Source organism: Pedobacter gandavensis, from assembly GCF_032678465.1.
Taxonomy (GTDB): domain Bacteria; phylum Bacteroidota; class Bacteroidia; order Sphingobacteriales; family Sphingobacteriaceae; genus Pedobacter; species Pedobacter gandavensis_B.
In genome coordinates this window covers 92,735-119,212 of sequence record NZ_JAVTSK010000003.1, presented here as the reverse complement: position 1 = coordinate 119,212, position 26,478 = coordinate 92,735, and the positions used below count along the sequence as shown (strand labels likewise).

The 26,478-nt window shown below is 39.1% G+C and carries 19 protein-coding genes; 7 read left to right on the top strand and 12 right to left on the bottom strand.

Annotated features, from left to right (window positions below):
- Positions 1-9 precede the first annotated feature (9 nt).
- From R2Q94_RS06675 to R2Q94_RS06660, 4 genes are all read right to left on the bottom strand, one after another.
- Positions 10-3,516 (bottom strand): SusC/RagA family TonB-linked outer membrane protein, encoded by a 3,507-nt coding sequence (locus tag R2Q94_RS06675; protein ID WP_316820671.1) that lies wholly within the window; start codon positions 3,514-3,516, stop codon positions 10-12.
- Positions 3,517-4,031: 515 nt separating this feature from the next.
- Positions 4,032-4,865 (bottom strand): DUF6266 family protein, encoded by an 834-nt coding sequence (locus R2Q94_RS06670; protein WP_316820670.1) that lies wholly within the window; start codon positions 4,863-4,865, stop codon positions 4,032-4,034.
- A 332-nt stretch (positions 4,866-5,197) separates the two neighbouring features.
- Positions 5,198-5,692, bottom strand: coding sequence for a GNAT family N-acetyltransferase (locus R2Q94_RS06665; RefSeq protein WP_316820669.1), 495 nt, complete (start codon positions 5,690-5,692; stop codon positions 5,198-5,200).
- A gap of 9 nt (positions 5,693-5,701) precedes the next feature.
- Positions 5,702-6,532: an alpha/beta hydrolase gene (locus R2Q94_RS06660; protein WP_316820668.1), complete on the bottom strand. Its 831-nt coding sequence runs from the start codon at positions 6,530-6,532 to the stop codon at positions 5,702-5,704.
- Between the two features lie 71 nt (positions 6,533-6,603).
- On the opposite strand from R2Q94_RS06660, the gene R2Q94_RS06655 reads away from it, so the two are divergent.
- Positions 6,604-7,554: a 2-dehydropantoate 2-reductase gene (locus tag R2Q94_RS06655; protein ID WP_316820667.1), complete on the top strand. Its 951-nt coding sequence runs from the start codon at positions 6,604-6,606 to the stop codon at positions 7,552-7,554.
- 18 nt (positions 7,555-7,572) lie between these two features.
- Here R2Q94_RS06655 and R2Q94_RS06650 read toward each other — a convergent pair whose 3' ends face one another.
- Genes R2Q94_RS06650 through R2Q94_RS06640 form a run of 3 tightly spaced genes read right to left on the bottom strand, consistent with a single transcriptional unit; the run spans position 7,573 to position 11,564 of the window.
- Positions 7,573-9,168, bottom strand: a complete 1,596-nt coding sequence (locus R2Q94_RS06650) for an MFS transporter (protein WP_316820666.1) — start codon at positions 9,166-9,168, stop codon at positions 7,573-7,575.
- The gene (locus R2Q94_RS06645; RefSeq protein ID WP_316820665.1) at positions 9,161-10,222 is read right to left on the bottom strand and encodes an HlyD family secretion protein; all 1,062 of its coding nucleotides are present in this window, start codon (positions 10,220-10,222) and stop codon (positions 9,161-9,163) included. Before R2Q94_RS06645 ends, R2Q94_RS06650 begins: the two co-directional genes overlap by 8 nt.
- A 1-nt stretch (position 10,223) precedes the next feature.
- Positions 10,224-11,564 (bottom strand): TolC family protein, encoded by a 1,341-nt coding sequence (locus R2Q94_RS06640; RefSeq protein ID WP_316820664.1) that lies wholly within the window; start codon positions 11,562-11,564, stop codon positions 10,224-10,226.
- Positions 11,565-11,649: 85 nt separating this feature from the next.
- Here R2Q94_RS06640 and R2Q94_RS06635 point away from each other — a divergent pair, with 85 nt between their 5' ends.
- Positions 11,650-12,480, top strand: coding sequence for an AraC family transcriptional regulator (locus tag R2Q94_RS06635; RefSeq protein WP_316820663.1), 831 nt, complete (start codon positions 11,650-11,652; stop codon positions 12,478-12,480).
- Here the strand turns inward: R2Q94_RS06635 and R2Q94_RS06630 are convergent.
- Positions 12,470-12,946 (bottom strand): GNAT family N-acetyltransferase, encoded by a 477-nt coding sequence (locus R2Q94_RS06630; RefSeq protein WP_316820662.1) that lies wholly within the window; start codon positions 12,944-12,946, stop codon positions 12,470-12,472. The two genes, R2Q94_RS06635 and R2Q94_RS06630, sit on opposite strands and share 11 nt — an antisense overlap.
- 223 nt (positions 12,947-13,169) lie before the next feature.
- Between R2Q94_RS06630 and R2Q94_RS06625 the strand changes: the two genes are divergently transcribed.
- Both R2Q94_RS06625 and R2Q94_RS06620 read left to right on the top strand, forming a co-directional pair.
- Positions 13,170-15,173, top strand: a complete 2,004-nt coding sequence (locus R2Q94_RS06625; RefSeq protein WP_316820661.1) for a DUF3857 domain-containing protein — start codon at positions 13,170-13,172, stop codon at positions 15,171-15,173.
- A gap of 2 nt (positions 15,174-15,175) precedes the next feature.
- Positions 15,176-17,068: a DUF3857 domain-containing protein gene (locus R2Q94_RS06620; RefSeq protein WP_316820660.1), complete on the top strand. Its 1,893-nt coding sequence runs from the start codon at positions 15,176-15,178 to the stop codon at positions 17,066-17,068.
- Positions 17,069-17,081: 13 nt separating this feature from the next.
- On the opposite strand, the gene R2Q94_RS06615 is transcribed toward R2Q94_RS06620, so the two are convergent.
- Positions 17,082-18,356 (bottom strand): pitrilysin family protein, encoded by a 1,275-nt coding sequence (locus tag R2Q94_RS06615; RefSeq protein WP_316820659.1) that lies wholly within the window; start codon positions 18,354-18,356, stop codon positions 17,082-17,084.
- On the bottom strand, positions 18,349-19,593 hold the full coding sequence (locus R2Q94_RS06610; RefSeq protein WP_316820658.1) for a pitrilysin family protein: 1,245 nt from the start codon (positions 19,591-19,593) through the stop codon (positions 18,349-18,351). Before R2Q94_RS06610 ends, R2Q94_RS06615 begins: the two co-directional genes overlap by 8 nt.
- Positions 19,594-19,692: 99 nt before the next feature.
- On the opposite strand from R2Q94_RS06610, the gene mqnC reads away from it, so the two are divergent.
- Positions 19,693-20,817, top strand: a complete 1,125-nt coding sequence (gene mqnC, locus R2Q94_RS06605; protein ID WP_316820657.1) for a cyclic dehypoxanthinyl futalosine synthase — start codon at positions 19,693-19,695, stop codon at positions 20,815-20,817.
- A 66-nt stretch (positions 20,818-20,883) separates the two neighbouring features.
- Here the strand turns inward: mqnC and R2Q94_RS06600 are convergent, their stop codons facing one another.
- Together R2Q94_RS06600 and R2Q94_RS06595 are read right to left on the bottom strand one after the other, a co-directional pair.
- Positions 20,884-21,729, bottom strand: a complete 846-nt coding sequence (locus tag R2Q94_RS06600; RefSeq protein WP_316820656.1) for a ferritin-like domain-containing protein — start codon at positions 21,727-21,729, stop codon at positions 20,884-20,886.
- A gap of 16 nt (positions 21,730-21,745) precedes the next feature.
- Entirely contained in the window at positions 21,746-22,462 is a 717-nt protein-coding gene (locus tag R2Q94_RS06595; RefSeq protein WP_316820655.1) for a ferritin-like domain-containing protein, read from the bottom strand.
- Between the two features lie 229 nt (positions 22,463-22,691).
- Between R2Q94_RS06595 and R2Q94_RS06590 the strand changes: the two genes are divergently transcribed.
- Together R2Q94_RS06590 and R2Q94_RS06585 are read left to right on the top strand one after the other, a co-directional pair.
- A complete protein-coding gene (locus R2Q94_RS06590) occupies positions 22,692-23,474 on the top strand; it encodes a LytTR family DNA-binding domain-containing protein (protein ID WP_316820654.1) in 783 nt (260 codons plus the stop codon).
- Positions 23,461-26,415, top strand: coding sequence for a two-component regulator propeller domain-containing protein (locus R2Q94_RS06585; protein WP_316821051.1), 2,955 nt, complete (start codon positions 23,461-23,463; stop codon positions 26,413-26,415). The genes R2Q94_RS06590 and R2Q94_RS06585 overlap by 14 nt, the downstream gene beginning before the upstream one ends.
- The last annotated feature ends 63 nt before the right edge of the window (positions 26,416-26,478 follow it).

Genomic DNA, 26,478 nt, shown 5'->3' with positions numbered 1-26,478 from the left:
TCTCTTTGATTAAAAATTTGCGGTTAATCCAAAAGCAATTGATCTAGGAGCAGGCCCAATTAGGCTATTTGGATAATCTGGATCAATATTTTTTTTATTTGCCTTCCAAATGATTCCTACGTTATCTGTATAGAGAAAGAAATTTAAATCATTAAATGGAAGTCCTTTTTTTTGATTGATTCGGTAACCTAATCGAATGTCTTGCAGGCGGATGTGATCAGCTTTCTCTACCAATACCTCAGAATAAGTATATAAATTATCTCTGCCAGAATTGGCTGGATAAATAAGTGCTGGAACATTGGTTTTAAGCTCATCACCAGCTTTTTGCCATCTTTTATCATAATCAGGCATTTGATAAATACCACCCGGTGCATATAAATTTGAATTGTTTAAAGAAGCACGGCGAAAATAATAATTGAATTTATAAGTGATGTTAAAACTGAAACTAAAACCCTTATATTCAAGCGTATTACGAATACTTCCAAAATTAATAGGGACAGCAGAACCATTATAAACTAAATCATCACGATTTATTGAAGTTAAAATATCTGTATATAATGTACTCTCTTTCCCATTTAAGTAACCCTTTGGATTACCTAAGGCATCCAAGCCCCGAAATTTATAACTAAAGATTGCATAATATGGATATCCTTGTAACGGGTTATTATAATTACCACTAACTACATTTGAATTTGAGCCATTAGATACTTTGTAATCGGTAACTTCACTTTTGCTATGGGTATAAAGAAAAGTGGTAGACCATTTCAGTTTACCATTGAAATTTACACTATTCAAACTAAGATCTATTCCTTTTGTTAAGGTATTGGCGGAGTTCCCTATGAATTGCTTGACACCAGTTTGTGCTGCAATTGGACTATTGCCAATCAAGTCGAGCCCATTTTTTCTCCAATAATCAATACTACCATTTAAGCGATTATTTTTTATACCAAAGTCTAAACCAAGATTTATGTTCCGTATTCTTTCCCAACGCAGGGAGGGGTTTGGAGGATTAAGAATTATTGCAGAAATATGATTAAATAGATCGGGTCCATTTTTAGCTTTAGCAGTCAAGTATGCAGAAATATTTGTATTAACATTTCCAGTATAGCCATAACTTACTCTCAATTTCAACAATGGCAACCACAACAGTCTTTCATAGAACTTTTCTCTGTTTATTACCCATGATCCACCTACACTCCATAATGGAACTCCTTTTTGATTTGTTTTCACTCCAAATATATTTGATTCATCTTTGCGTAAGCTCATTGAAGCGATATACTTGCTATCAAAGGAGTAGGAGCCATTAAAGTAATATGATAGAAAGCGATTTGTTGTCCCACTTAATTCGGTAAGGCCAGCTATTCGTGAAGTTATATTCGGATTTGTGAATTGGGGATATTCGATGGTATGATTGATGGTGTTATTTCGATTACTTGCATTTTCTGGATCATAACCATAGACTCCTTGCCTACTTAAAAACGCAGAATTATCTCTAATCTCTGTGCCTCCCAATAAATTAACATTATGCTTCTCCCATACTTTCTTAAAATTCAACTGAAAACGGCCATTATGAGATTTAATATTATTTTGACTAGTATTTAATATTGCCCCCATAGGCATGGGATAAGTAACTTCCCCCGTAGTTGCATTTATTTGAGAATACAAATTAATTAAGTTACGAGTATAATAAGAGTCAAGTTCAAATAACGTATTTCCTTCTCCTATCATTTTCGCATAACTATAGTATGCGGAAGCACTTAAATCCTTCAAAATAGAATAAGTAAGATTTAAATCAATTCGATAATCCGTTAAATCATACTTTTGAGTACCAAATCCTTTATTTTGTTCCTCCAAAGGTTTATAGAGCCAATTTAAAAGCTTACCATTCCCTGCAGTCTGTGCATAGGCTATTCTAAGATCATTACCTACCACTAATGGATTACCATCTGCATCGGCAACTTGTAAGTATGGATACCTCGGGGTCCCAACAGAAACACCAGCTGTGTTAGTATTACTTCCTGTATAGGTTATTCCGGTATAAAGTTCAAGTTTATTTTCTAAAAAATAATAGGTATTGTTTCCTCTTAAAGTTACTCTACTATAATTATCATTGTACCTATTTGAAATGTTTTTGTCGTAACCACTTGAAAAAAAATATTTTTGTACTTCCCCTCCCCCAGATATACTAATCGCATGCTGTTGATTTACCCCTAGCTTTCTGTAGCCATATTCTAAAGCCTGTTCACGACCATCTATAGTTTTCAATCGATTGATCATGGCTAATGAATCCGCGGCAGATATCGTCCCATTTCTTTTGGCTAAAAATATTTCTACGGCAGGCGACAATGGTAAATACCCCATATTAATACTACTATTATAACGCCCCTTATCAAATAAAAAATCCTCTACCTCAACAAATTGTTCGGAACTCAATTGAGGAGCATAATACAGATCAGGACGTTCTATGAGATTTACATTAGAATTTAAAGTGATTTTAGGCGCTGAATTTAATGCCCCTTTTTTTGTGGTAATCACGATCACGCCATTTCCACTTCTTGCCCCCCAAATAGATGCGGCGGCGGCATCTTTTAAGACAGTAATGTCCTTTACATCATTTGGATTGATATTGCCAATATCTCCTTCATAAGGAAAATTATCTACGATAATTAAAGGGGAACCATCTGAAAACAATGTTGATCTTCCTCTAATTTCTATGGCACTCCTTGGCCCAGTTATCCCCCCCCTATTAAATATCAAACCGCTGGTCACACCATCCAATCGGTCCAATATATTCGTGGAAACAGATCGATTGATTAATTCATTATCCACAAAGGCAAAAGATCCTGTAGCACGCTCTTTCGGAATTTTTTGATAACCTGTACTGATATCAACTTCCTGGAGTTTGCCTGTACTGACTACTAATTTTACTGTTCCAATATTTGCAACAGCTTTAAACTCCTGGCTCTCGTAACCTAAAAAAGAGATAATCACTATGGCGTTTTCATTAACTTTCTTTAAGGCAAACACCCCGTTATTATCCGTCAATGTAACTGTTTTAGCCCCCTTTATCTTTACAACTGCTCCAACCAAAGGCTTACTGTTTTCGTCAACTACACGTCCATTAACATCAATTAAATCTGCCAGACCACTCTCCCTCTTACCCAAGGAACGATCATCTGCTACAATTGCAATAGTTTTATCGACAATTTTGTAGGTTAAATCTGCCCCGGATAACACCTCTTCTAAAACACTTTCCAGAGGGGTTTTCTGAAAATTAACATCTATGGGTTTATGAGAACTGATTTTCTGATCAGACCAAAAGACATTATACCCTGTTTGTCTTTGAACTTCTCTAAAGAGCTCAGTAAGCGTGATATCTTTTTTATGATAAGTTAGCGTCTGAGCCTGAATACCTTCAGCAAACAACTGGCTTATAGTCATTAAAATTATAACAATGGTTAAACGCATCAAAAAAAATATTTTACGTATGCCCTTAAAAAGGGCAGCTCCTTTCATGTGAATGTTTCTATACATTTCATCGGTATTGCGACAAAGCCTTAGCAGCTCGATGTAACTTTAATTTTGCTAATGAACAAAATTTGCTAAGTTTGTTGTCTGTTGAATTAATCGGTTAATAGCTGAATTTAGCAGGCATACAGTCGTTTATGTTCTCGTAAAACGTAAGCGACTTTTTTATGCGCATCCCTGAGAAGATTTCTTTATCACTTGACCATAATGCCCCTCCCTTCCAACTTAAATCTCACATCGCCGGCGGCTTTTAGTAAGCATTGAGAATTTTCTTTAATTATCATCATGTATTCTGGAACATATGATCTTATGACGATTCTTTGAACAGATCACATCATGTTATATTAGAAAAGTTATTCTAATACTAGAGTAGCATTTTTGACGGATAAAGGAAGGCTTGTAATTTCTCCATCATTAGGCATAGGAATAACCTTCAGCTAAATTTGCCATGCAATTTTGCTGAAAGCTGTAAATAAAAAACAAGATAAAATACCGGGGGTTGTTTAACCAGGCTTTCCGGGTAGGTGTTCGAGCTTCTCTTTCAGCGCCAGGTATTCCTTTTCCAGCACTCTAAAGGCTTTGGTACGTGGTTTCATCCCATATTCGTCTCTAACCTGACTTAAATAACTGGCTCCCACCTGATCAAAGCGCTCTTTTACCTGCTGGTATTTTTTTTCGTCAGTTTTTTCTTTCTCAGTTTTAACCTCACCGTTTAAATTACCCAGATAAACACTATCAGATACACTTTCTCCATCTGCAGAGATGAAAGCGATATAAGGCTCTATCTGTTGATTGAGCTGCTCTTCTAACAATGGGAGAAAACACTTTCCTTCCGATCTTCTGGCAATATTCAGGTATTCGCGGTCTCTTCCGGTTTCCGGAAAACACAGCATCACCATCACACTATCGTTGTGTTGTAATTCATAGCTATGGGTCGGATCCCAACTGATTTGCAATCCGCCTGCGACTTTAACAATTTTTAAATCCCGGGTTGCAGGCATGCTGCCTTCGCTCAGTTTAACTTTCGTATAATCTACACTGATATTGGGATATTCTCCCTTTAAAGCGTGTTTTTTCAAGTAAGAGGTGGCCAGGTTGTGTGCATTATGCACTGTCCCTTTGGCCTGTAAGCCGAATCCCAATTTGATAAAGCTGGTCATATTGCTCAGCAATTTCATGGTAACAGACATTTTCTGGTAATTGGCCAGTTGAAGTAAACTGGGATTGCCTTTATGGCCAATCAAGCGGACTACCGGTTGCCCATTAAGCATGTAATAAACAAGATTTCCTACTTTTCCTTTAAAGTGGCCATGTGGGCCGTTTACAGCTATTGCCATATGAGAGTCGTTAATAGTTTAATATTCAGTTAGCTATCATTCGAAATGAACAATATGAAGATAATAATAAACTTTATAATGATCGGTAAAAGAGGCTATATTTTTTTAAGGAGAAATCAGTATCCTAATGGGTTTAAAATGGAGGCTGATTGGGCTACAAGCTATCTTAGGCCCTATCAACCTCCTATATAATATTCAATAATACCCACATAATTATAAGCTCAGTACGAAAGCACCTTAAAAGGAATAAAAGAGCAGGCGAAACTAATGATAAAGCAGGGGTATAAAGAATCGGAATCCACAGTAAAAACAGATTGTTAAACCTATGAAATTTATTGAAGTGTCATGCCAAATAACAAAAGGTTTTCATGATCATGGACGTATTCTTTCTCGAACACCATTCCTAATTTCTCCAAAAGCCGGATAGATCGCACATTGTCTTTTAAACTGGAGGCCAGCAACCGAGGATGTGCTTTCCTGATTTCCGGATCATTCAGTAAGGCGCAGACCGCCTCGTAAGCATAGCCTTTTCCGGTATACACCGGAAGAAAGGCAAAGCCGATATCATGCTGTGGAAGATAATCTCTTTTGATCAGCGTCACGATTCCCAGCGGCGTATGATCCTGCTGAAGCTTCACGACATAATAAGTTACCGCTGGATTGTCCATGATTTTCTGCACATAGGCTACCGCAGCCGGTAAATCATGGACATTCCTGTCGCCAATGAATTGCTTCCAGCCTTGGGTATTTACTAATTCCATGATAAATGAGGCATCTTTTAAGTTCAAGGCATCAAGCATCAGATTGGAAGTAAGAATTGGTGTCATCGCGCTGAGTTATTTTTTTGGGTTAAAAAGTTCAAACCCTTTATACAAAGCATTGTGTAATACATTCGCATGATTTCCTTCCGGAAAAAAAGCAAAATGAACTTCTAAATTCGTGGTTTTTAAGATCTCAGAGAGTTTTTTAGCATCACCCTCCATTACAGCTCCTTCCTTTCCTACCGCAACATAGACTTTGATCTTTTGTGCTGGCAGCGATTTCAACAGCTCCGGCGCTTTAGCCAGTAGAGATTCGTTATCCCACCACAAGCTTGGGCTCACTATCATATACTGATTGAACAATGAAGGTGATTTCAACAGAATTTCTGTACCTAACAGGCCACCTAAACTTTGACCAAGGAGCATTTTATCTCCATTTGTTTTATAGTTTTTCTGAATATAAGGTTGTAGTTCTTTTCCAATAAAGCTGATGAACTTTGCCGATTGTCCGGTGCTTGGATAGTCTTTTTTATCTTTAGCAATGGTTGTAGGAAAGGTGAAATCTCTTTTTCTATCTACATTCCCTATCCCCACGACAATTGCTGCAGGCATGGTTTCTGTCATTGTTAGGAATTGAACCAGACCAGCCACATGCACAAAATCTTCATTTGCAGAACCATCCAGCAGGTAAATTACTGGATAAGTTTTTGAAGAATCCGGATGATAACCATCTGGAAGATAAATGTTCAGGATCCTGTCTTCGCCTAAAATCTTCGACTTAATCTGATCAGTCTTGCCAATAGAAAATGGAGTGCTTTTAATTTTTTGAGGAATTACTGGTTGCTGCGCATTGGCATTATTCAGGCTAAATAGCCCTAACAGCAACATAAAGAATAGGTTTTTCATAATAGGTGTTTTTTTCCAAAAGTATAAATCATTTGACATATTTGTACTTTTTATCCCTTCTACCCTACGAAATGAAAAAAACAATAAAAAAAATGACCGTCATCGGCCTGGGTGGTGTTGGTGGATATTTTGGATTTAAACTCGCCCAGCGGTATTCCGATCAGCAAGAGTTGAGCATCGCCTTTGTGGCCAGAGGAGAGACTTTTTCGAACGTTAAGAAAAATGGGCTGACCTTGATTTCTCCGGAACATGAAGATCCGATTGCCCATCCTGCTGAAATTCATCAGCAGCCGAGCGAGGTGCTGGATACCGATGTGTTCCTCATTTGCGTGAAAGAATATGACCTGGAAAAGGTTTGTCTGGAATTGAAAGACAAAATCAATGCCGATACCCTGATCCTGCCATTGATGAATGGAGTAGATATTTATGAAAGGATCCGAAAAGTAATTGATAAAGGCATTGTACTGCCCGCCTGTGTCTATGTGGCTTCACACATCAAAGAAAAAGGTATCGTGGAACACAAAGGAAATGCCGGCAAAATTGTGGTCGGAAATGACCCTGAAAATCCGGATTACAATGCTCAGGAACTGGTCAGTTTAATGCAGTCTGCGGGTATAGACATTACCTATAAAAATGATGCTTTCCCAGACATCTGGACCAAATTCTTTTTCATTGCCAGCTTCGGATTGGTTTCTGCAAGATACAATCAATCGATCGGACAGATCAATGAAGTGCCGGAATTACGAAAAAAGGCCACTTTGATTATGGAAGAAATCAAATCAATTGCCAAGAAGAAGCACATTGACATCCCTGAAGAGATCATTGAAAATACCTTCAGCAAAGCAGCAACATTCCCCTATGCGACACCCACTTCTTTACAACTGGATGTTCAGGCTAAAAAAGAACATACAGAACTGGAATTATTTGCCGGAGCAATAATGGATTATGGTAAAGCCCTGGAACTTCCTGTCATAGAAAGCACCAGGATTTACAACGAAATAAAAGGAGGATTACTTCAATAAATAAAGCAGAATTTCAACTTAAAATCCTGCTGCAGCCGGCCTTTTGCCCTTCACATTGATCATTGTTTTACTGATGACTGGTTGAAGGGCAATCAATACAATACTGAATAGACAAAGTGCGGCAATTATTTCATAATAATTGACGCAAAACTGTAGAAATGCCTGCTTCTGAACGGCCTTATTTAACAATCCGACCGCTGCTTTTGCCGCTTCGTCTTTTAACATCCCATGACTGGATAAAGCGGTCTGGTACCCGTTTAATCGCTCCGCGATTCCTAAGTCCAATGCAGACAACCCCGATCTTAGCTCATCCTGATGACTTCCTTTGAAGTACAACTGAAAATAATTAATCAAGGCCAGACTCAGGCTAAAAGTTGAAAATCGAACAAACACACCAACCGAAGCTGCGGATTGTCCCATTTGTGCAGGAACAGCTGATACGATAAACATAACTATTGGGGACATCAGCATTCCGGCTCCTAAGCCCTGCAGAATAAGTGGCAAAATGAAAGTCTCTGCATCAGCCTGTGTAGCAAATAAAAAACGCATCATGGTAAAGAATACCAGCAGCAAAGTAAATCCGCTGATCCACAATACCCGCAGCATTTTCTGCAGAATCAGAAAGCGGATCGCAATGTAAGAACCCAAAATAATGCCCAGAATGTTAAAGATCATCAATGCATTGGCATGTAGGGAATCCATACCCAATACCGTGATAAAATAAGTACTGGTTAAAGTAAAAGCACCGCGAATCAGGTACAGGACGATTAGAAAAACAATCCCGATACTAAAATTGCGGTACTTAAACATGGAAAGATCTACAGTTGGACGTTTTAATGCCTTTTGACGCAGGATTGAAACGATAAATAGCAGGATGATCGAAATGATACTGTAAACGATTGTACGGTCTTCCAGCCAGTCTTTTTGCTGGCCATAAATCAACACATAAGCAATCAGAACCAGCATCACGACAAACAGCAGGAAACTCGCCCAGTCCAACTGGTATAGCGGTTTTTTACGAATCAGGTGTACCCTGTTTAAGATCGCAAAAAGGAGTACTGCGCCAGGTAGAAAGCAAAAAATGATGGCTTTGTACAACACATTATATTCAAAATTCTCTACGATGGGGACGGCAAATAATGCAGTAACCGGAGAAACACAGAGGATCATTCCGTAAAAGATGGTATAGCCTACTTCTCTGGAATGTTCTGATTTTAGTCGGCCAAACAATAAGGTCAGACAAATACTGGTAATTCCACAGTTGACAATTCCCTGTAAAAATCTAAAGGTAAAAACCAGCCATATTTCACGGGTATGGTAACAGCAATAGGCAATCAGGATTTCCAGCACAATACAAATCAACAGGTAATCTTTGGTAATGATCCTTTCAAAAAACCTGCGTTCTACCCCTGCAAAACTGGCTACGGCGGCATAAAACAACAGCAGCGAAAATTGCACATCAGCAGGTTCCATTCCATAGTACCCTGCTGCAGCTGTTCCATCTGCAGTAGATAAGGCAAACAAGAGCACAGAGGCCAGAAGCAATAACAGAATACTGAATTTAATCAGCCATTCCGGTGCCCAGGATTTAAAAATAGGCGCTGTTTTACTCATGGTCCTTTTTAATGTGTACCGTTGCACTCATCCCTGCATTTAAATTGCTTAATTTTTTCAATTCTCCTTCGAGGCGGATCCTTACAGGGATACGTTGTGCGATTTTCACGAAGTTACCAGTGGCATTGTCGGGAGGCAATAATGAAAATCTGGAACCTGTAGCTGCAGAAAGGGATTCAATCTTTCCTTCAAAGGATTGACCTGGAAAAGCATCTATTTCAATATTTACAGGTTCTCCGACATACATTTTTCCGATTTGGGTTTCTTTAAAATTTGCAATCACCCACTTTCCGGCATCTTTATCTACGATATAGGCGATCGTTTGTCCGCTTTGGACCAATTGCCCTGGCTGAATTGTTCTTCTCCCCATTTTACCATTATAAGGTGCTAAAATCACCGTGTAGGAAGTATTCAAATGATTTCTTTTTAACACGGCATCTCTACGTTGGATTTCAGAAAGCAGTACTTCCGACTGTGCTTTGATGTCGTTCGTTTTAGAAATTGCGGCTGCATAGTCTTCCTGTGCAGCATCGTATTCCGCCTGTGCCACTTCCAGTAAACTTTGCATACTTTCCAATTGCTGACGTGTAGCAGACTCTGCGTCAAATAGCTTCTTATAACGCTCAAAATCTGCCTTTTGCTTCCAAAGTTTTGCTTTGGCTGCCGCAATTTTTGCTTTACTGGCATTGGCAACGGTAGTGGCTGTCTGCACATTACTTTGCAACACAGCTACCTGTGCTTTTGCATTGGAAAGTGAAGCCGCTGCCTCGTCTTGTTGTACAGTATAATCGCTATCATCTATCACAAGCAGGGTATCTCCCTTTTTTACTTCCTGATTTTCGATGTAACGTACCGTTTTGATGTAACCATTTACCCTTGCCGTAACCGGGTTGATGTATTCTTCTACCTGCGCATCGTTTGTTTCCTCAAAACGCAAATAAGTAAACAGGGTTTTTCCGCCCCAAATCAACAATACCACCATCACTACGGCGGCAATGCCGGTCGTGACTACTGAAATTCTTTTATCTGTTTTATTTTGTGTTTGCGTGTTCATATTATAAGTTTCCTACAGCTTTTTCTAATTGATAGTATTGTATTTTGGCATTTACTTTTGCGGTGGTCAGTTCAAATCTGGACTGTAAAAGTTGGGTTTCGGCATCCAACAAATCGGTCAGTAAAGACAGCTGATTGAAATAAGTATTTTGTACAATACGGTAACTTTCGGCCGCTTGTTTAATGTTCTCATTTGCTACTTCAATCCTTTTCAATGATTCTGTGTAGCGGATATAGTTTTCCTGTACTTCCTGACGGATCTGGTCTTTTACCTCTTCATCTTCTACCTCCTGCTGATGCAGCTTAATTTCAGCGACTTTCACCTTGTGTTTATTGGTATAAAGTGCAGAAATAGGGACTTTAAGTTTGATTCCGGCCATGCCATTACTATATGGAGCCAATGCATAAGGCACAAACTGAATCTGCGGATAGGCCAGCATATACTCTCCAAATAAACCAAGGGAGGGCAAAACATTTGATTTAACCTGTTTCAATTTCAATTCCCCAAGCTTTTGTTCTTTTTCAGAAATCTGAAGCTTAAATGAATTTGATTGTCCGGCAGCCAGATAACTGGCCAGTCCTTTAATTAAAACCGGATCGGTTTCATCTTCAGAAATAAGGGGTTTTAATGGCGTATCGTCGGGCCTGCCAATCAGCAGATTGAGCTTCTGCTCTGCAATGTGGATGCTGTTTTCTATTTCAGTCAGCATCATTCTTTGTTTTGACAAACGCAGTTCTGCACGCAACACATCGCTTTTAAGGACTGTCCCGTTTTTGTACAATACATTGATTTCATGCAATTGTTTTTCACGGTCCTTGATGTCTTGCAGGACTAAACTTTTATAGGACTGGTTACGGTATACATCATAAAAATAAACCGCAGCGAGGAAATGTATTTCCTGCTTACTTAAGTTCTTTTTTGCAATTGCCAATTCATTTTCCGTCTTTGAAGCGGCGATTTCACGATTGGTTTTTCCACCATTGTAGATGTTCAGGTACGCATCACCGGATACTTTATAATATTTTGGTTCTACCGGATATTGTGTTGGGGTATGAAACAAACCATTTTCATAGATGGGCATTTTAAAAATATTCGCCAATACTCCGTTTGCTGAGATTTCTGGTAATCTTTCAGATCTGGCCACTTTAATACCGGCTTCGGAAGCTAAAACCTCCAACTGGTTCATCTGTAGCTTTTTGCTATTGCTATCTGTTAATTGCCAGACCTGGCTAATGCTGAGTGCATTTTCAGGATTCTCAGGCCCCTGTGCATAGGTAAAAAGAGAGGATAAAAGAACTGGCATTCCGATCAGGAATGTTCTTTTAAACGAGCTAGAATTCATATAAATTGTTTAATGCTACAAATTTCGGATAAGAATTCTTTCTTTGTTTTATCTAAAGTGACATATATTTGTTCAAAGCAGCCACATGGATCAAAGCACAAAAGAAAATCTTTTATCGGCAATAGACGAGCAACCACAGCATACCTATGTGTGGCACAGCAAGTTTGAAGATCGTTTTCGACACCATAAGCACTTGAAAGGGCAATTGACCTATGTAGAAGGTGGGGTCATTTTCCTCTATGCAAACGATAAATCCTATTTCCTGCCTGGCCGTCATTATTTATGGATTCCGGCTGGTGTGGAGCATCATTTAGCGCATCGCTATCGTTCTGCAATTGTGCGGAACATTTATTTTGAAAGCAATGCTGAACACCCGAATCCTTTCTACGATAAAATTGGCATTTACCCGGTCAACAATTTATTATTGGAAATGCTGAAATACTCAGAGCACTGGAATGGAAATATTGCTCCTGGAACACCACAATATGATTTTCTGAACACCCTCAAAAACATCTTGCCGGACATCAGTAAACACCCTTTACCCATTGTGGTTCCTACCACCGACAATGAGCGTCTAAGGCCTGCTTTACAATATATCCATCAACATTTATCGGAAGAATTGACCTTAGCAAAGATTGCCGCAGCAACAGGATTTAGTGAACGTACCCTAAGCAGGGTTTTTCTGGCTTCCCTTGACATTTCGTTTTTTCAATACCTGAAATTGGTGAGGATAACCAAAGCGATGGAAAAGTTATTGGAAAGCGACCTCACCATTAGTGAGATCGCTTATGAAGTAGGTTATGATAGTATTTCTTCCTTTAGCAACACCTTTTTCAAGATGACCGGAAGAAGACCTTCTTCTTTTAAGGAATTAAAAATAGCCAGCCTGAGTCAGGATCCTGGAACTACGCAGTAGGTTCTTCGGGATCTGGCTCTGTATGCAGTCTTTTTTGTTTCGGTCCCTGAGGCCAGATGTAACAGGTAGTTTGTTTTCTCCAACCCAGACTTTTATAAAAATCACCTTTACCAGGAGCAGCGGTCAGGTTCACAAAATGGTAATTATCGCCCAGCTTTTCGTTTAAAGTATTGACCAGGTATTTACCTAGTCCATTCCCCTGAAAATCAGGATCCACAATGATATCTGCAAGAATGGCGTAATACCTTCCATCATCGATCGTTCTTCCAAAAGCTATCAGCTGATCCCCTTTATAAATAAATAAAGTCCAGCTGCTTCTTCTAAAAGCCGCTTCTATGTCTGCCTCTACCCTGGTTCTCCAACCTACCTTATCAAATAACTCACAAACATAAGTCCAGTCGATCGTCGACAAATCAGGATTTAATTTGTAAGTCAGGTCATTCACATCAATTTTAATCGGAGACATATTTAGCTTAAAGATTTAGATTAGGCACAAATATCAACAAATAATTGAATGAATTTAGTGCTTTAGGGAATTCTGTAAAAATCAGTTTAAGGACAAAAACCTACACGAATACTTAACTATAACTAAGAATAACAATAATTCAGCCCTACAAATACAGCTCAACAACTACATTTTTTTTACTTTAGGTAAAAAAAACTTATTATTGTACTTTCAATTAACGCGAATGAACATCATAAAATCACTCTTGTGTGGTCTTTTACTATTGACTGCACTTTCTACCTCTGCCCAACAAAGTAGGCAAGAAAAAAAATCTTTTAAGTTTGGAAAGGTAGATCCTAATGAATTTGAAATTAAACCAGGCGGAGTGGATTCAGCTGCAGCGGCCATAGCCTTATTCGATGTTGGTCGTGGCTGGTTTGAGATAAGTCCAAAAACAAATTCCTTTGTCTATGTTTATGAACGCCATACCCGTTATAAGGTGATCAATAAATCTGCTTATGACCTGGCCAATCTGGAAATCCAGCTTTACAATAACGGTGGGGATAAAAGTACCATTTCCGGTCTCGAGGCTTCCACTTACAATATGGAAAATGGCAAAATCACCGCTTTTAAAATCAATAAAGATGGTAAGTTTTCTGAAAAACAAGACAAGAATTACACCATAAAAAAATACACTTTACCCAATGTAAAAGAAGGATCAATTATAGAGTTTAAATACAAGGTTACTTCTGATTTTACCTTTACGTTGAAGCCCTGGTATTTCCAAAAAGACATACCAGTACTCTATTCCAGTTACCAGGTGACCATTCCGGAATACTTAATTTATAAAATGAATGGTGGGGGCTTTATTTTTCTGAATCCGAGTACCAAAACCAAATCGGAATCATACCATTTATCTGGAAGTCTAATCAATGCACAAGCCACGGAGTATTCATTTTTTGTAGAAAATGTACCTGCATTAAAAACTGAGCCATATATTACCACATTACACGATTACATCAGTAAAGTACAATTTGAACTGAGTGCAACCAGATTTCCCAATCAGCTCTACAAAGACATTACCAGTACCTGGCCAAAAATCATCACTTCTCTTAAAGAGGAAGCCAAATTTGGCTTGTTTACCGCTAAAAGAGGCTATCAAAAATCACTCGTACAGGAATTGATAAAAGATGAGAAAAACCCCGACAGTATCGTTAACATCCTGTTCAACTATGTGAAAAATAAAGTAAAATGGAATGGTGAGACGAGCATTTACACAGATGAAACCAATCCTAAATCGGTATTTGAAAAGAAAACAGGTTGTTCTGCTGATATTAACCTGAGTCTGTATACCTTGTTAAAAGAGGCAAATATCCCTGCTTACCCGGTATTACTGAGTACACGTAGCAATGGGGTACATCCCGGAACACCGATGATTACTCAATTTGACAATGTGATTGTAGCGGTACCAAAGGGAGAGGGTTACCAATTATTAGATGCCGTAAGTAAAAACCATATCCCTGGTTTAATTGGATACAACAACCTAAATCACGAAGGCTTTAAGATAGATCTAGAATCCATGACTGGAGATTGGATTCCTCTTGAACCACTTGAAATGAGTAGAAAACAAATCACCTATTCCCTGCTTTTAGGGGAAGATCATAAGCTGACCGGAAAACGTTATTCTTCTTTTTCCAACTATGAAGGTTTATTTTTCAGAAAAAACTATGAATCATCAGTTAATCAGGATGCATTTATAAAAATCTTCAAGGAGGACAAACCTGGTTTAGGCCTAAAAAATTATGAAATTCAGAATCTGGATGACCAGAAAGAATTACTTATTGAGGCTATGGATGTAGAAATTGAAGACAATATAGAAGAGGCTGGAAACTTAATTTACTTTACACCACTGTTGTACGACAGAACCAAGGAAAACCCATTTAAACTGGAAGACAGAAAGTTCCCTGTCGATTTTGGTTATCCAACAGAAGAAAATTACCGTTTCAACCTTGAATTTCCTGCAGGCTATCAATTGGACAAATTACCGAAAAATGAAAAAATAAAAATGGCGGATGACAGCGCAATTTTCAGCTATTTGACGGCTATGGAAGGAAATACTTTACAGATCAGTAGTAAAATTTCCATTAAAAAAGCAGTTTACACTGCAGAAGAGTATAAAGAACTTCAGGAGTTTTTCAAAAATATCGTTAGAAAACAGGCAGAACAGGTGGTATTAAAGAAAATTTAAAGATGAAGAAGATATTTACAATCGCCATACTCAGCTTTGGCAGTCTGCAGTTGAATGCACAAGGTCTTTATGACACCAGTAAAATTCCTGCCCAGCTTTTGGAGCATGCCAGTGTAGTGGTTAGAAATGAAGAATTAACCTATGAGGTAAAAGGAATTGGCTCAGCCACACAGGAATATAAAACTGCCGTAACCATTTTAAATAAGAGTGGGGAAGGCAGTTCCAACCTGGTTCAGTATTATGATAAATTTTCCAGTATATCCAACTTAAAGGCGAGTATTTATGACGCTAAAGGACAAAAAATAAAAGACTACAAAAGTTCAGATTTCAAAGACCGCAGTGCGGTTTCAGATGGTTCATTATATGAAGACAGCAGGATAAAGTATCTGGAATTTCTTCATAACAACTTTCCTTATACCATTGAATACAGCTATGAGATAGATTATAAGGGGATACGTTCCTACCCTTCCTGGAATACTGCTTCAGACTTTGGGATGGCTGTAGAAAAATCAAGCTATACATTTAAAATCCCTAAAGAGCTTAGTTTTAAATACCTGAAGAGTAAAGGACTAAAAACCGATTCTGCGCTGGTAAAGGACAAAATGGAATACAAATGGTCTTGCGCCGCAATCCCGGCATTAGATACTGAACCTTTAAGCACAGGTTTGAAAAACGTTAATCCATGGGTCACTGTTGCACCGAATCAATTTGAATATGACAATTCAAAAGCCAATATTGAGAACTGGAAAAATCTGGGTTCCTGGATGTTCGACCTGAGCAAGAACAGTCAGGTTTTGGCAGCACCGGCAAAAAATAAAGTGCAAAGCATGATTAGTTCTGCTGCAACACCTGAGGAAAAGGTAAAAGTATTGTATCAATATTTACAGGAGAATACCAGATATGTGGGTGTTCAGCTTGGGATCGGAGGCTATCAGCCAATCGCTGCGGAAAAAGTATCGACCGTTAATTATGGGGATTGCAAGGGGCTTTCGAATTACATGAAATCCTTGTTGGAAGAAGCAGGAATTAAATCTAACCTGGTGGTTATCGGTAATGGAATGCCTTCGTTAAACCGTAAATATGCAAGTATGAATCAGGCCAACCACATGATCCTCTGCGTACCGATGGCAAAAGACACTACCTGGCTGGAATGCACCAGCAACTATAATCCTGCAGGATTCATCGGTAACAACAACGCGGGAAGAACCGTATTACTCGTTACTGAAGAAGGCGGAAAACTCGTAGAGACACCAGGCCTTAAGCCGGAAAGCAATTATATGCGCTGCAAGACGAAGGTTGATCTAAATGAAGAAGGCTCTGCGGTAATACAGATAGACACTAAATATGCGAATGCACAATATGAGGATCAGCTTGGAATGATGCATACTGAGCCCATAAATCAGCGCAAACGAATCCTGAATTCTCTGTCTGTTCCCAACATAGAGATTACTTCTTTAAGTTATACGCAGCCGGATAAAAATCAGCCGATCATCAACTCCAGCATCCTCCTGAAAAGCAGTCAGCTATTGACTAAAGGTGCGGATAAATTATTCCTTACCCTGAATTTACTCAATAGAGTAGACAATACCTTAGCTCTTGTTGAAAACAGAAAAACTCCTTTTGCCGTAAAATATGGGTACATGGATGAAGATGAGGTCGTTTATCAAATTCCTCAAGGATTTAAAGTGGAATTTATTCCCAAAGATGTGACGATTGATTCAGAGTTTGGGAAGTATACAGCAACAGCTGTTGTTAAAGACAATACCCTGATTTATACCCGAAAGATTATCATCTCCAATAAAACCTATCCTGCTGAGAAGTACAATGACTATGTGGCTTTTCGTAAAAAGCTGTATCAGGCAGATAAACAAAAGAGTATCCTGGCTAAAATTTAGCCAGGATAACTTACTATTTCTTACCTACAATCACTTTCGTGAATTCGGCAGTATTTAAATATTGATTAGCCAGTTGTTTTAAATCTTCTGGCGTAATGGTTTTCACCGTATTGATATAGTTATCGTAATACTTATAATCTAAACCAGAGAAATAAGCATTTTTAAACTTATCTGCATGAGAAAAAGCATTTTCTAAACTGCCCAACATAGAACCTAACATGTAGTTACGAACCAGGTTTAACTCTTCTTCCGATACCAATTCAGATTTCAATAAATCAATCTCTTTCTCAATTTCGATCAGGGTAGAGTTACATACGTCCACTCCTACTTCTGTAGCGATAAAGAAGTAGCCAGCGTCTTTTAATGAAACGATGGCAGAGCCGATACCATAGGTATAGCCTTTATCTTCACGAATATTGGCCATTAAACGGGAGCCAAAATAGCCACCCAGTAGGCAGTTCATCACCTGGAAACCAGGAAAATCTTTATGATTTCTGGTAATGGCTAACTTCCCCATACGAATGGCAGATTGAATGGCATCTGGTTTTTCGATCAATAGTTCTCCTGCTGTTCCTGCAGTAAATTCAAACTTATTGATCGCAGCGCTAGCATTGTTGTTCCATGCTTTCCCCAGAATATCATTCAACAGGTCAAATTCTTGTTGTTCGAACTTTCCGGCAACAATGATGGTGCAATTTTCTGGTTTATAAGCCGCCTTAAAATAGCTTAACAGATCAGCTTGTTGGATCGCTTCGTAATCTGCTGCTGCGATGTTGGATCCATAGCTGGAATCCCCAAAAATAGCATGAGCAAAATGCTTCCTTGCCAGGAAATCATTTTTCTGCAAACTTACCTGCAAAGATTGTTTTTGATTCTGAATGTAAATGTCCAGCTCCTGTTGTGGGAAAATACTGTCATTCAAAATAGCTTTTAAGATCGGTAATACCGCAGCGAGGTGCTTGTTTAGCGTATAAACTTTTACGCTCGATTGGTCTGCGCCATACTCTGTCTGTAGAAAAGCACCATAATAGTCTACCTTTTCTGCAATATCTTTGGCGCTTAATTCCGTTGTCCCGTTATTGATCAAATGACTTACCGTTACCGCTTGTAAAGGTTTGGTTTGGTCCCAGTTTACGTTTTCAAAAATAAACTCAATACGTACCAGTTCCTGTTTACCAGCATTGATGGTAAATACCGGGATTCCATTATCCAGCTGCTGCTTTAATGGCTCAATAAAATTTATTTCATCTACCTGTTTTGATTCAGGCGCTAATGTACGGTTAAGCATCTTGGGCAGTTAAATAGTATAAAATTGAAGACTGTTCTTTAACGAAGGTGCGTTTTGCCACTTCTAAAATACGCGATGAAGTCACTTCATGGTACCTGTCGATTTCTGTATTTAATAGACTTGCATCTCCTAAAAGCTCATAATAAGCCAGGTTCATGGCTTTATCTAAAAGGCTCATTTCTGCAAACACAATGATAGACTCCGACTTATTTTTCACTTTCGTCAGCTCGTCTACAGTTACTTCCTGAGTAGCAATGGCATTCAGCTCTTTCCAGATGGCCGCTTCAGCAGCTTCCATCGTAACGCCTTCTACCAGTTTACCTTCTACAATGAAAAGACCTTTGTCTATACTTCCGGTTAGGTAAGCATGGATATCACTAAACAACTGTTGTTCTTTAAGTAAGCTGTTGTACAATCTGGAAGATTGCCCCTGTGAAAGGATATCAGACATCAGGTCATATACCTGGTAATCTTTATCACCACGATCCGGCATTTGGAAAGCCATATAAATGGCATTCAAAGGAACTTCGGCCACTACCGTTTCTTCACGTGGTTCGGTTTGCTCCGGTTCTACAGGAAGATTCCTTTTTATTTTCTCTCCGGCAGGGATTGGCGCAAACCATTTCTCAGCCAAAGCCTTCACCTCTTCAGTTTTCACATTTCCACCTACTACCATAATGGCATTTTGAGGATGATAATGTTTTTTGAAAAATGCTTTCACATCCTCCATTTTAGCTTCTTCGATTTGCTTTAAGTCTTGACCGATCGTTGCCCAGCGGTAAGGGTGTTTTTTATAGGCCAGGGGTCTCAGCTTTAACCAGGCATCACCGTAAGGTTGATTCAAATATCTTTGCTTGAATTCTTCACAAACTACATTTCTTTGTGTTTCCAGACTTTTCTCTGAAAAAGCTAGGCTCAGCATGCGGTCGCTTTCCAGCCAGAAAGCAGTTTCCAGATTTGTTGCCGGTAAAGTGATGTAATAATTGGTGATGTCGTTGCTCGTAAAAGCATTGTTTTCGCCACCTACCCTTTGTAAAGGTTCGTCGTAGCTTGGAATATTTACTGAACCGCCAAACATCAGGTGTTCAAATAAATGGGCAAAGCCAGTTTTATCTTGTTCTTCGTCTCTTGCACCAACGTCGTATAGAATGTTCAACACCGCCATAGGCGTTGTATCATCCTCGTGTACCAGGACACGCAATCCATTGGCCAATGTAAAACGGTTAAAATCTACCATATATATCTAAAATAATCAGGCAAAGATAGGAATAATGCAAAAGGGAAATGTGATAATAATGTGAAATAAAAAGAAAGGAACTTATGGTATATTTGCAGTATGAATACAGCCGAATTATTGCATAGGGCGCTAAAATTCGACTTTCTTACACAAGAAGAAGGCGTTTTTCTGTATCACCATGCGTCAACTGCCGAACTGGCCTATGTGGCCAATGAATTGAGGAAAAAACAAGTACCTAGTGGGAAAGTGACCTGGCAGATAGACCGTAATGTAAACACGACCAATGTATGTATTGCCAATTGCAAGTTCTGTAATTTCTTTAGGAGACCAGGGCATGACGAAAGTTATATTACTGATATTGAAACCTATAAAGTTAAAATCGAAGAAACTTTCAGATTAGGTGGAGATCAGTTGCTGTTACAGGGTGGGCATCATCCGGATCTGGGATTGAAATTTTATGCCGATCTGTTTAAAAAATTAAAAGAATTATATCCTGATTTGAAGCTGCATGCTTTAGGTCCGCCGGAAATTGCCCATGTTGCAAAACTGGAAGGAATTTCACATACTGAAGTATTGCGTGCTTTGAAAGAAGCCGGAATGGACTCTTTACCTGGTGCGGGTGCAGAAATTCTGAACGACCGGGTGAGGAGATTGATTTCCAAAGGTAAATGTGGTGGAAAAGAATGGTTAGATGTGATGCGTGCTGCGCATCAGCTAGACATTACCACCTCCGCTACGATGATGTTCGGTCATGTGGAAACTATTGAAGAGCGTTTTGAACATCTGGTTTGGATCAGAGAAGTGCAAAGTGAAAAACCGGCAGATGCGAAAGGATTCCTGGCATTTATTCCATGGCCATTTCAGGATGACGGTACTTTGTTAAAAAGATTGAGAGGAATCAGCAATAATGTTTCCGGAGATGAGTACATCAGAATGCTTGCTCTGAGTAGAATTATGCTACCTAACATTAAAAACATTCAGGCTTCCTGGCTTACCGTTGGTAAAAATGTAGCAGAGCTTTGCTTACATGCAGGTGCCAATGATTTTGGATCGATTATGATCGAGGAAAATGTGGTTTCAGCAGCAGGTGCTCCACACCGTTTTACAGCGAAAGGCATTCAGGACGCCATCAGAGAAGCAGGTTTCGAACCTCAGCTTCGTGGTCAGCAATACAATTACCGTGACCTTCCTGATCATCTGGAAGAACAGGTGATCAATTATTAGCATAAAAAAAGGGAAGGCGAGATGCTCGTCTTCCCTAAATTAAACCAAACCAAATCCAATTATAACCTAAGAAACTCCAAATAATTTCACAATATCCAACACTTGTTGTGTAGTTAATGGTTCATCAAAAGATTCTGTAGCGGCATTCGCATTTACTGCGGTTCCATTGATTCCTGTAATGGTAATGGTAGCCTGCACCACGTTATCTTCTCCTGCATATACTGCTGCTGCATTGGCAACTCCACTATCATTTCCACCAGTAATCCATGGTTTAATGCTAAAACCATTCTGATTGCGCATGTAGCGGATTTTGGCCGCATGGCGCGCTTCTACAGAGTGAATATTTAATGCAGCTTCCAATACCCCACCCTGCCCTACTAATGCGGGTGCCTGTCCTTTATAGGCACGTACACCAGTATCTTCCAGAGCCTGAGCTACGGCAAGAAAAATTCCATAATTACCTGTAGCGAAAGGATTTGGAAAAGCACCACTGGCAGTCCAGTCATAGCTGGCTTTAGCAGCCACCGCATCTGCACCAATCACCCCTTTAAGAAAGTTAACATGGGAAGTTTCATGAGCACTGATGATCCCAATAGCGGCTTTATCCAAAGTAGCCTGTGTAGAGCCGGAGAAATCCGCACCCCCGGAAGTTTTCAGGGCCTGGGTATAAAATGCCGCTTCGAAATGCTCTAAAGTTAAAGCAAACTGCAATACTGCTTTGACATTTGCAGGTAGTGTACTTTGTCCGTATGCTTTATTAAACATAGATCCCAATGCCAAAGGCATTGCGGCCAGACTTATTTTTTTTCCTACATTGAAGAATTCCTTCATTGCAGCTCTACGTGGACTGAAGCGTTCATACACTTCTCCATCTACTTTTTCAATTTCTTCTAATATATCGACGATATTCATGATGTTCAGGTTTAGACTATAAATTAATGACGTTGATTTTTGTTTTCACAAAGCCACCGGCAATGGCCAAAACCGCTTTTGGGTCACGGGATTTATCGAGCCCATTTACGGCATCTACTACTTCTACATTGGAGAAAGAGTTAGGAGAGATCAGTTCTCTGACATAGGCCGCATGACGTGCTTCCACGGAAACAATTTTCCCTGCCAAAGTCAGGTATACGGCACTTTTAAGTAATTTACCTGCTCCATTATAAGCGGAAACGCCCAAATCTTCAAATGCTTTTGCTGTGCCTAATACACTTGTTCTGTCGGCAAAATTGATTTTTGAAAAGTCCACCTCTAATCCGGCTATAGCAGCCGGGCCCAGGGCATTTTTGAAAAACTCCCGATGGGCAATTTCATGAAATTGTATGTCTTTAAAGTAGGCTAACTCCTGAGCATTGATGTTGGCATAAGGAGTCGCAGCCACTTGAATATAAAATGCGGCTTCTAGTTGTTCTAAGGCATAAGCATAGTTTAATACGCCAAAATCGTCTTTAAAATCCAGCGTAACGCCTCCCATGTTTCCAGGCATTTCGTCGGAATGTCTATCTTTTTTACATCCAGCGGCAATTAAGGCGATACCTGCTGCGCCTGCACCTGCATACTGCAAAAATGAACGGCGTTGTAAGGGAGTGGTAAGAATACTGCGTTCCTCTTGCAGCGCTTCTTTTTCATCGTGTAAATTTTTCATAGTTATAGCTTTGAGTTAAAAAATCAGGATGTTGCTTTCGCAAATCTTAATTCTAGTTTTTAGTTCAAAAGTTTATGAAACTTACCTGCGCAGGATCTAGTTTTCTAAAATTTTCTAGGTTTTATATCGACACTTACGAGAGAAAAGATGGCTTGGTTTTCAGAACGGACAAAAAAGATTCTTACATCCTTCATATTTTTAATAAATTCACCCTATAAACCCGATAGAAGTGCTAAATACGATTATTGTTGATGATGAAGAATTTGCCCGCTCTTCATTATATTTCCTGGTTCAAGAAAATTGCGAGAATATTCAGATCACCGGAATTGCTAAATCGGTAGCCGAAGCGAGGCTACTTTTGAGCAATCACCAAATTGATTTAATCTTCCTGGATATTGCTATGCCCGCTGAAAATGGATTTGAACTGATTCCTATGGCACAACAATCCAACGCTCATGTAATTTTCACGACTGCTTACGATCAGTATGCGCTGAAGGCCATTAAAGCCAATGCCCTGGATTACCTGTTGAAGCCCATTGATATTGACGAGCTTAAACTCGCAGTAGAAAAGGCCACTAAATACATTGCGCTGGATAAAAAGAATCACAACAGGAATGAACGTTTACAAAATTTGTCGGCCAATATTTCTGAACGCTCAGAGATCCGAAAAATTAGTCTGCCGAATGGCCAGGGTTATTCTTTAATAGACATCAACGACATTATTCATATCGAAGCAGACAGCAATTATTCTATTTTTTATCTGGCCAATAAAGAAAAGATTACGGTTTCCAAGGTATTAAAAGAATACGAAGAACTTCTTCCGGAGCAACAATTTGTACGCATTCATAAATCCAGTATTGTTAACCTGAATTATTTAAAAGAATACAATTCCAAAAATGGTGTGGAAGTCCTATTAAAAAACGGAGAAAAGATTGCAGTTTCCAGAAGACGTGCCAGCGATTTTGCGGAAAAAGTTAAATCCTATATCAGAATTGAAAGTGATAAATCATAATCCCAAAGGGATCATTACCTGGATCATCCCTTTTGTTTTCTGCCTGATCAGCAGTTTAAATGTATTTTCCCAAAGTGCATACCTACAGCACTTTGATACAAAGAGTGGTTTACCCAGCAATAATTGTTTTTATACCATGCAGGATAGCAAAGGCTATATCTGGATTGCAACAGATGCAGGTGTGAGTCGGTTTGATGGGAAAATCTTTGAAACCTTCTCTGTTAATGATGGTTTACCAGACAATCAAATCCTCCAGTTGAAAGAAGACAGAACTGGGAAAATATGGTTCCTTGCTTTAAATGGCCAGCTTAGCTATTTTTTAAATGGGAAAATCTATAATGAGACCAATAATCAGCTGCTAAAGCTGTTGAAGTTCAACGCTGTCATTGTTTCTTTTTTTCAGGATAGCAAAGATCGGATTTGGCTGGGTACAAATAAAAATACCCTGGTGATGTACAATGGCAGGTCGATCACCAAATACATCTCCGCTGATCATGACCGGCAGTTTATTAATGCTTTCGTCCACGAAGACAAAGATGGTAAGATCTGGGCGATCAGTAATACCTCTGTCAGGGTGATGGAAAAAGATACTTTCAAGGTAGTTCCGCATCAAACGCTGCCATTGTCTTATAAAACTGCACTGAATTTACCGAATAAAACCCTGGCCTATTTGAATCAGAATGGATTAAACATCCGAAAAGGAAATCAGGAATTATTGAAAGTTAAGATTAGTCCGGAGGTGTTAAATAATGATCCTGGTTATTTTTATACCGATCAAAATCTGGATCTCTGGATCAGCAATGGATTAGGAATCTACCATATTGGGGCAGGCGGGCAAACGCAACGCTACCTAAATAACATCTCCTCCAGCCAGGTCATCAAAGATGCCAAGGGAAATATGTGGTTTACCACCAGCAACGGAATTTATATGCTACCACAAGCAAATGAACGCCTGTATGTACTCAATAAAAGCAATGGCCTCAGCAGCGACATTGTGAAAAGTATTACCAAAGACGATCGCAACAGGATGTGGCTTGGGCTAGATGAGGCAAAAATCAATGTGATAGATTTAAAAGATGGCCATATTCAAAAAATTGCATTGCCGGATCAAAAGAAGTACAACATGATCAAGCAACTCGCTTTTGACTCCCTGAATCATGTCATTTATTTTGCCTCTGATTATGGCCTGGGGAGAATTAACGACATCTATAAAGACAGTCGGAAGTTGGATTTTCTGAGAGAAACCAACAACTCGATGTTTGTTATAAAGAGTTTTAGCATTGCTTCAGGCAAAAACCTAGCCCTGGCTCTTTCCTCAGGTGTGGTCATTATTCCAGACCGGGAACGGAGGTTTGAGTTCACCTCTTTATCCTTTAAACAAGGGGAAGATTTCTTCAACAACCGCTCCTACCGTGTATTTTACGATCGGGCACAACATCTTTGGTTTTCCAATGTTAATGGGCTGTCACAATTTTCTAATGGCGTCTTATCCAACTACTTTGGCAAACAACCACTATTAACAAAAAGGATCAATGATATTCAGGAGCTTTCAGACCAGACCCTGATATTGGCTACCGATGGGAATGGATTGATTTTCATGAGAAATGGCCGGATCTTAAAGGTGATTACGCAGGAAGATGGCCTGGCAGACAATATTTGTAAAAGGCTGTTTGTGAAAAATGATGAGATATGGGTAGTCACTAACAATGGCATCAATAAAATTGATTTCAAAAACGACAAAGCCTTAGTAGAATCATTTGGCTTCACCAACGCTCTCCTGCGGGATGATGTAAACTGCCTGTATATTGGGGATAAAAACGCTTATTTTGCGACCAATAGCGGACTGGTTTATTTTGATGTCAACTATTCTATTCATAAAAACGAAGCGCCAAAAGTCTACATTACTTCGGTAGTGAACAATAAGAATAAACTGGGCTTAAATCACCCGGATCATATTCTGGAACCTTCCAACAACAGCATTACTTTTTTCTATAGTGCCATTGATTTCCAGAATAAAAATATTTTGTATCGTTATCGTCTAAAGCCCGATGCGCCATGGACCGAGACTAAAAGTCGCAGGATCGAATTTTCAACTCTGGAACCTGGTGCCTATGTTTTTGAATTGAGTGCGAAATCCAACAACAGCAACTGGAGTGCTCCGGCTAAACTGAGTTTTGTACTGAAGGCCTATTTCTGGCAAACTACCTGGTTTCTTGTGCTGGTATTTTTACTGGCAGGTCTGGCCTTTTATAAATTAGCCGTGGTGGTTACCCGACGTCAGAAAAACAAAGAGCAGGAACAATTGCTTTTGAAAAATAAGATCCTTATGCTGGAACAACGTGCCTTACAAGCAATGATGAATCCCCATTTTGTATTTAATGTGATGAATTCTATTCAACATTACATCAATACCAAAGACACCAATTCTGCGAACAAGGTGTTAACGGGTTTTGCGAAGCTGATCAGAAAAAATCTGGAAATCTGTACCCGCAGTTTTATTACGCTGGAAGAGGAATTGGATTATCTGGAATTGTATCTCAGTCTTGAAAAAAAGAGGTTTGGAGACAAACTGATTTATCAGATTAAGGTCAGTCCGGCGATAGACAAAGAAGAAACCATGATTCCTTCTATGATTCTCCAGCCTTATATTGAAAATGCGATATGGCATGGCATTATGCCTAAAGAAGAAGGCGGCAAAATAGAGATCCTCATTGACCTGAAAGGCCCCGACCATCTGATCATTAAAATTATAGATGATGGTGTGGGAATTGAAAACTCCCTGAGGGATAAAAAAGGAGAACACCTTAGTAAAGGAATGGATCTGACCATAGAACGCATCCATTTATTAAACCAGGTAGAAGCAAATCCTATACAGATAAATGTCCAGCAAAATGGATTATCGGGCACTTTTGTATCCATTTTAATCCCGCTTTACACTTAATTTACCGTTTACTCAATTAAACGTACCACTTACTAAGTAAAAATTAATGATTGCCAAAATAGC

Coding starts and splice junctions, on each gene's coding strand:
- R2Q94_RS06675 (WP_316820671.1), bottom strand. CDS start 3,516: ATGAAAGGAGCTGCCCTTTTTAAGGGCATACGTAAAATATTTTTTTTG.
- R2Q94_RS06670 (WP_316820670.1), bottom strand. CDS start 4,865: ATGGCAATAGCTGTAAACGGCCCACATGGCCACTTTAAAGGAAAAGTA.
- R2Q94_RS06665 (WP_316820669.1), bottom strand. CDS start 5,692: ATGACACCAATTCTTACTTCCAATCTGATGCTTGATGCCTTGAACTTA.
- R2Q94_RS06660 (WP_316820668.1), bottom strand. CDS start 6,532: ATGAAAAACCTATTCTTTATGTTGCTGTTAGGGCTATTTAGCCTGAAT.
- R2Q94_RS06655 (WP_316820667.1), top strand. CDS start 6,604: ATGAAAAAAACAATAAAAAAAATGACCGTCATCGGCCTGGGTGGTGTT.
- R2Q94_RS06650 (WP_316820666.1), bottom strand. CDS start 9,168: ATGAGTAAAACAGCGCCTATTTTTAAATCCTGGGCACCGGAATGGCTG.
- R2Q94_RS06645 (WP_316820665.1), bottom strand. CDS start 10,222: ATGAACACGCAAACACAAAATAAAACAGATAAAAGAATTTCAGTAGTC.
- R2Q94_RS06640 (WP_316820664.1), bottom strand. CDS start 11,564: ATGAATTCTAGCTCGTTTAAAAGAACATTCCTGATCGGAATGCCAGTT.
- R2Q94_RS06635 (WP_316820663.1), top strand. CDS start 11,650: ATGGATCAAAGCACAAAAGAAAATCTTTTATCGGCAATAGACGAGCAA.
- R2Q94_RS06630 (WP_316820662.1), bottom strand. CDS start 12,946: ATGTCTCCGATTAAAATTGATGTGAATGACCTGACTTACAAATTAAAT.
- R2Q94_RS06625 (WP_316820661.1), top strand. CDS start 13,170: ATGAACATCATAAAATCACTCTTGTGTGGTCTTTTACTATTGACTGCA.
- R2Q94_RS06620 (WP_316820660.1), top strand. CDS start 15,176: ATGAAGAAGATATTTACAATCGCCATACTCAGCTTTGGCAGTCTGCAG.
- R2Q94_RS06615 (WP_316820659.1), bottom strand. CDS start 18,356: ATGCTTAACCGTACATTAGCGCCTGAATCAAAACAGGTAGATGAAATA.
- R2Q94_RS06610 (WP_316820658.1), bottom strand. CDS start 19,593: ATGGTAGATTTTAACCGTTTTACATTGGCCAATGGATTGCGTGTCCTG.
- mqnC (WP_316820657.1), top strand. CDS start 19,693: ATGAATACAGCCGAATTATTGCATAGGGCGCTAAAATTCGACTTTCTT.
- R2Q94_RS06600 (WP_316820656.1), bottom strand. CDS start 21,729: ATGAATATCGTCGATATATTAGAAGAAATTGAAAAAGTAGATGGAGAA.
- R2Q94_RS06595 (WP_316820655.1), bottom strand. CDS start 22,462: ATGAAAAATTTACACGATGAAAAAGAAGCGCTGCAAGAGGAACGCAGT.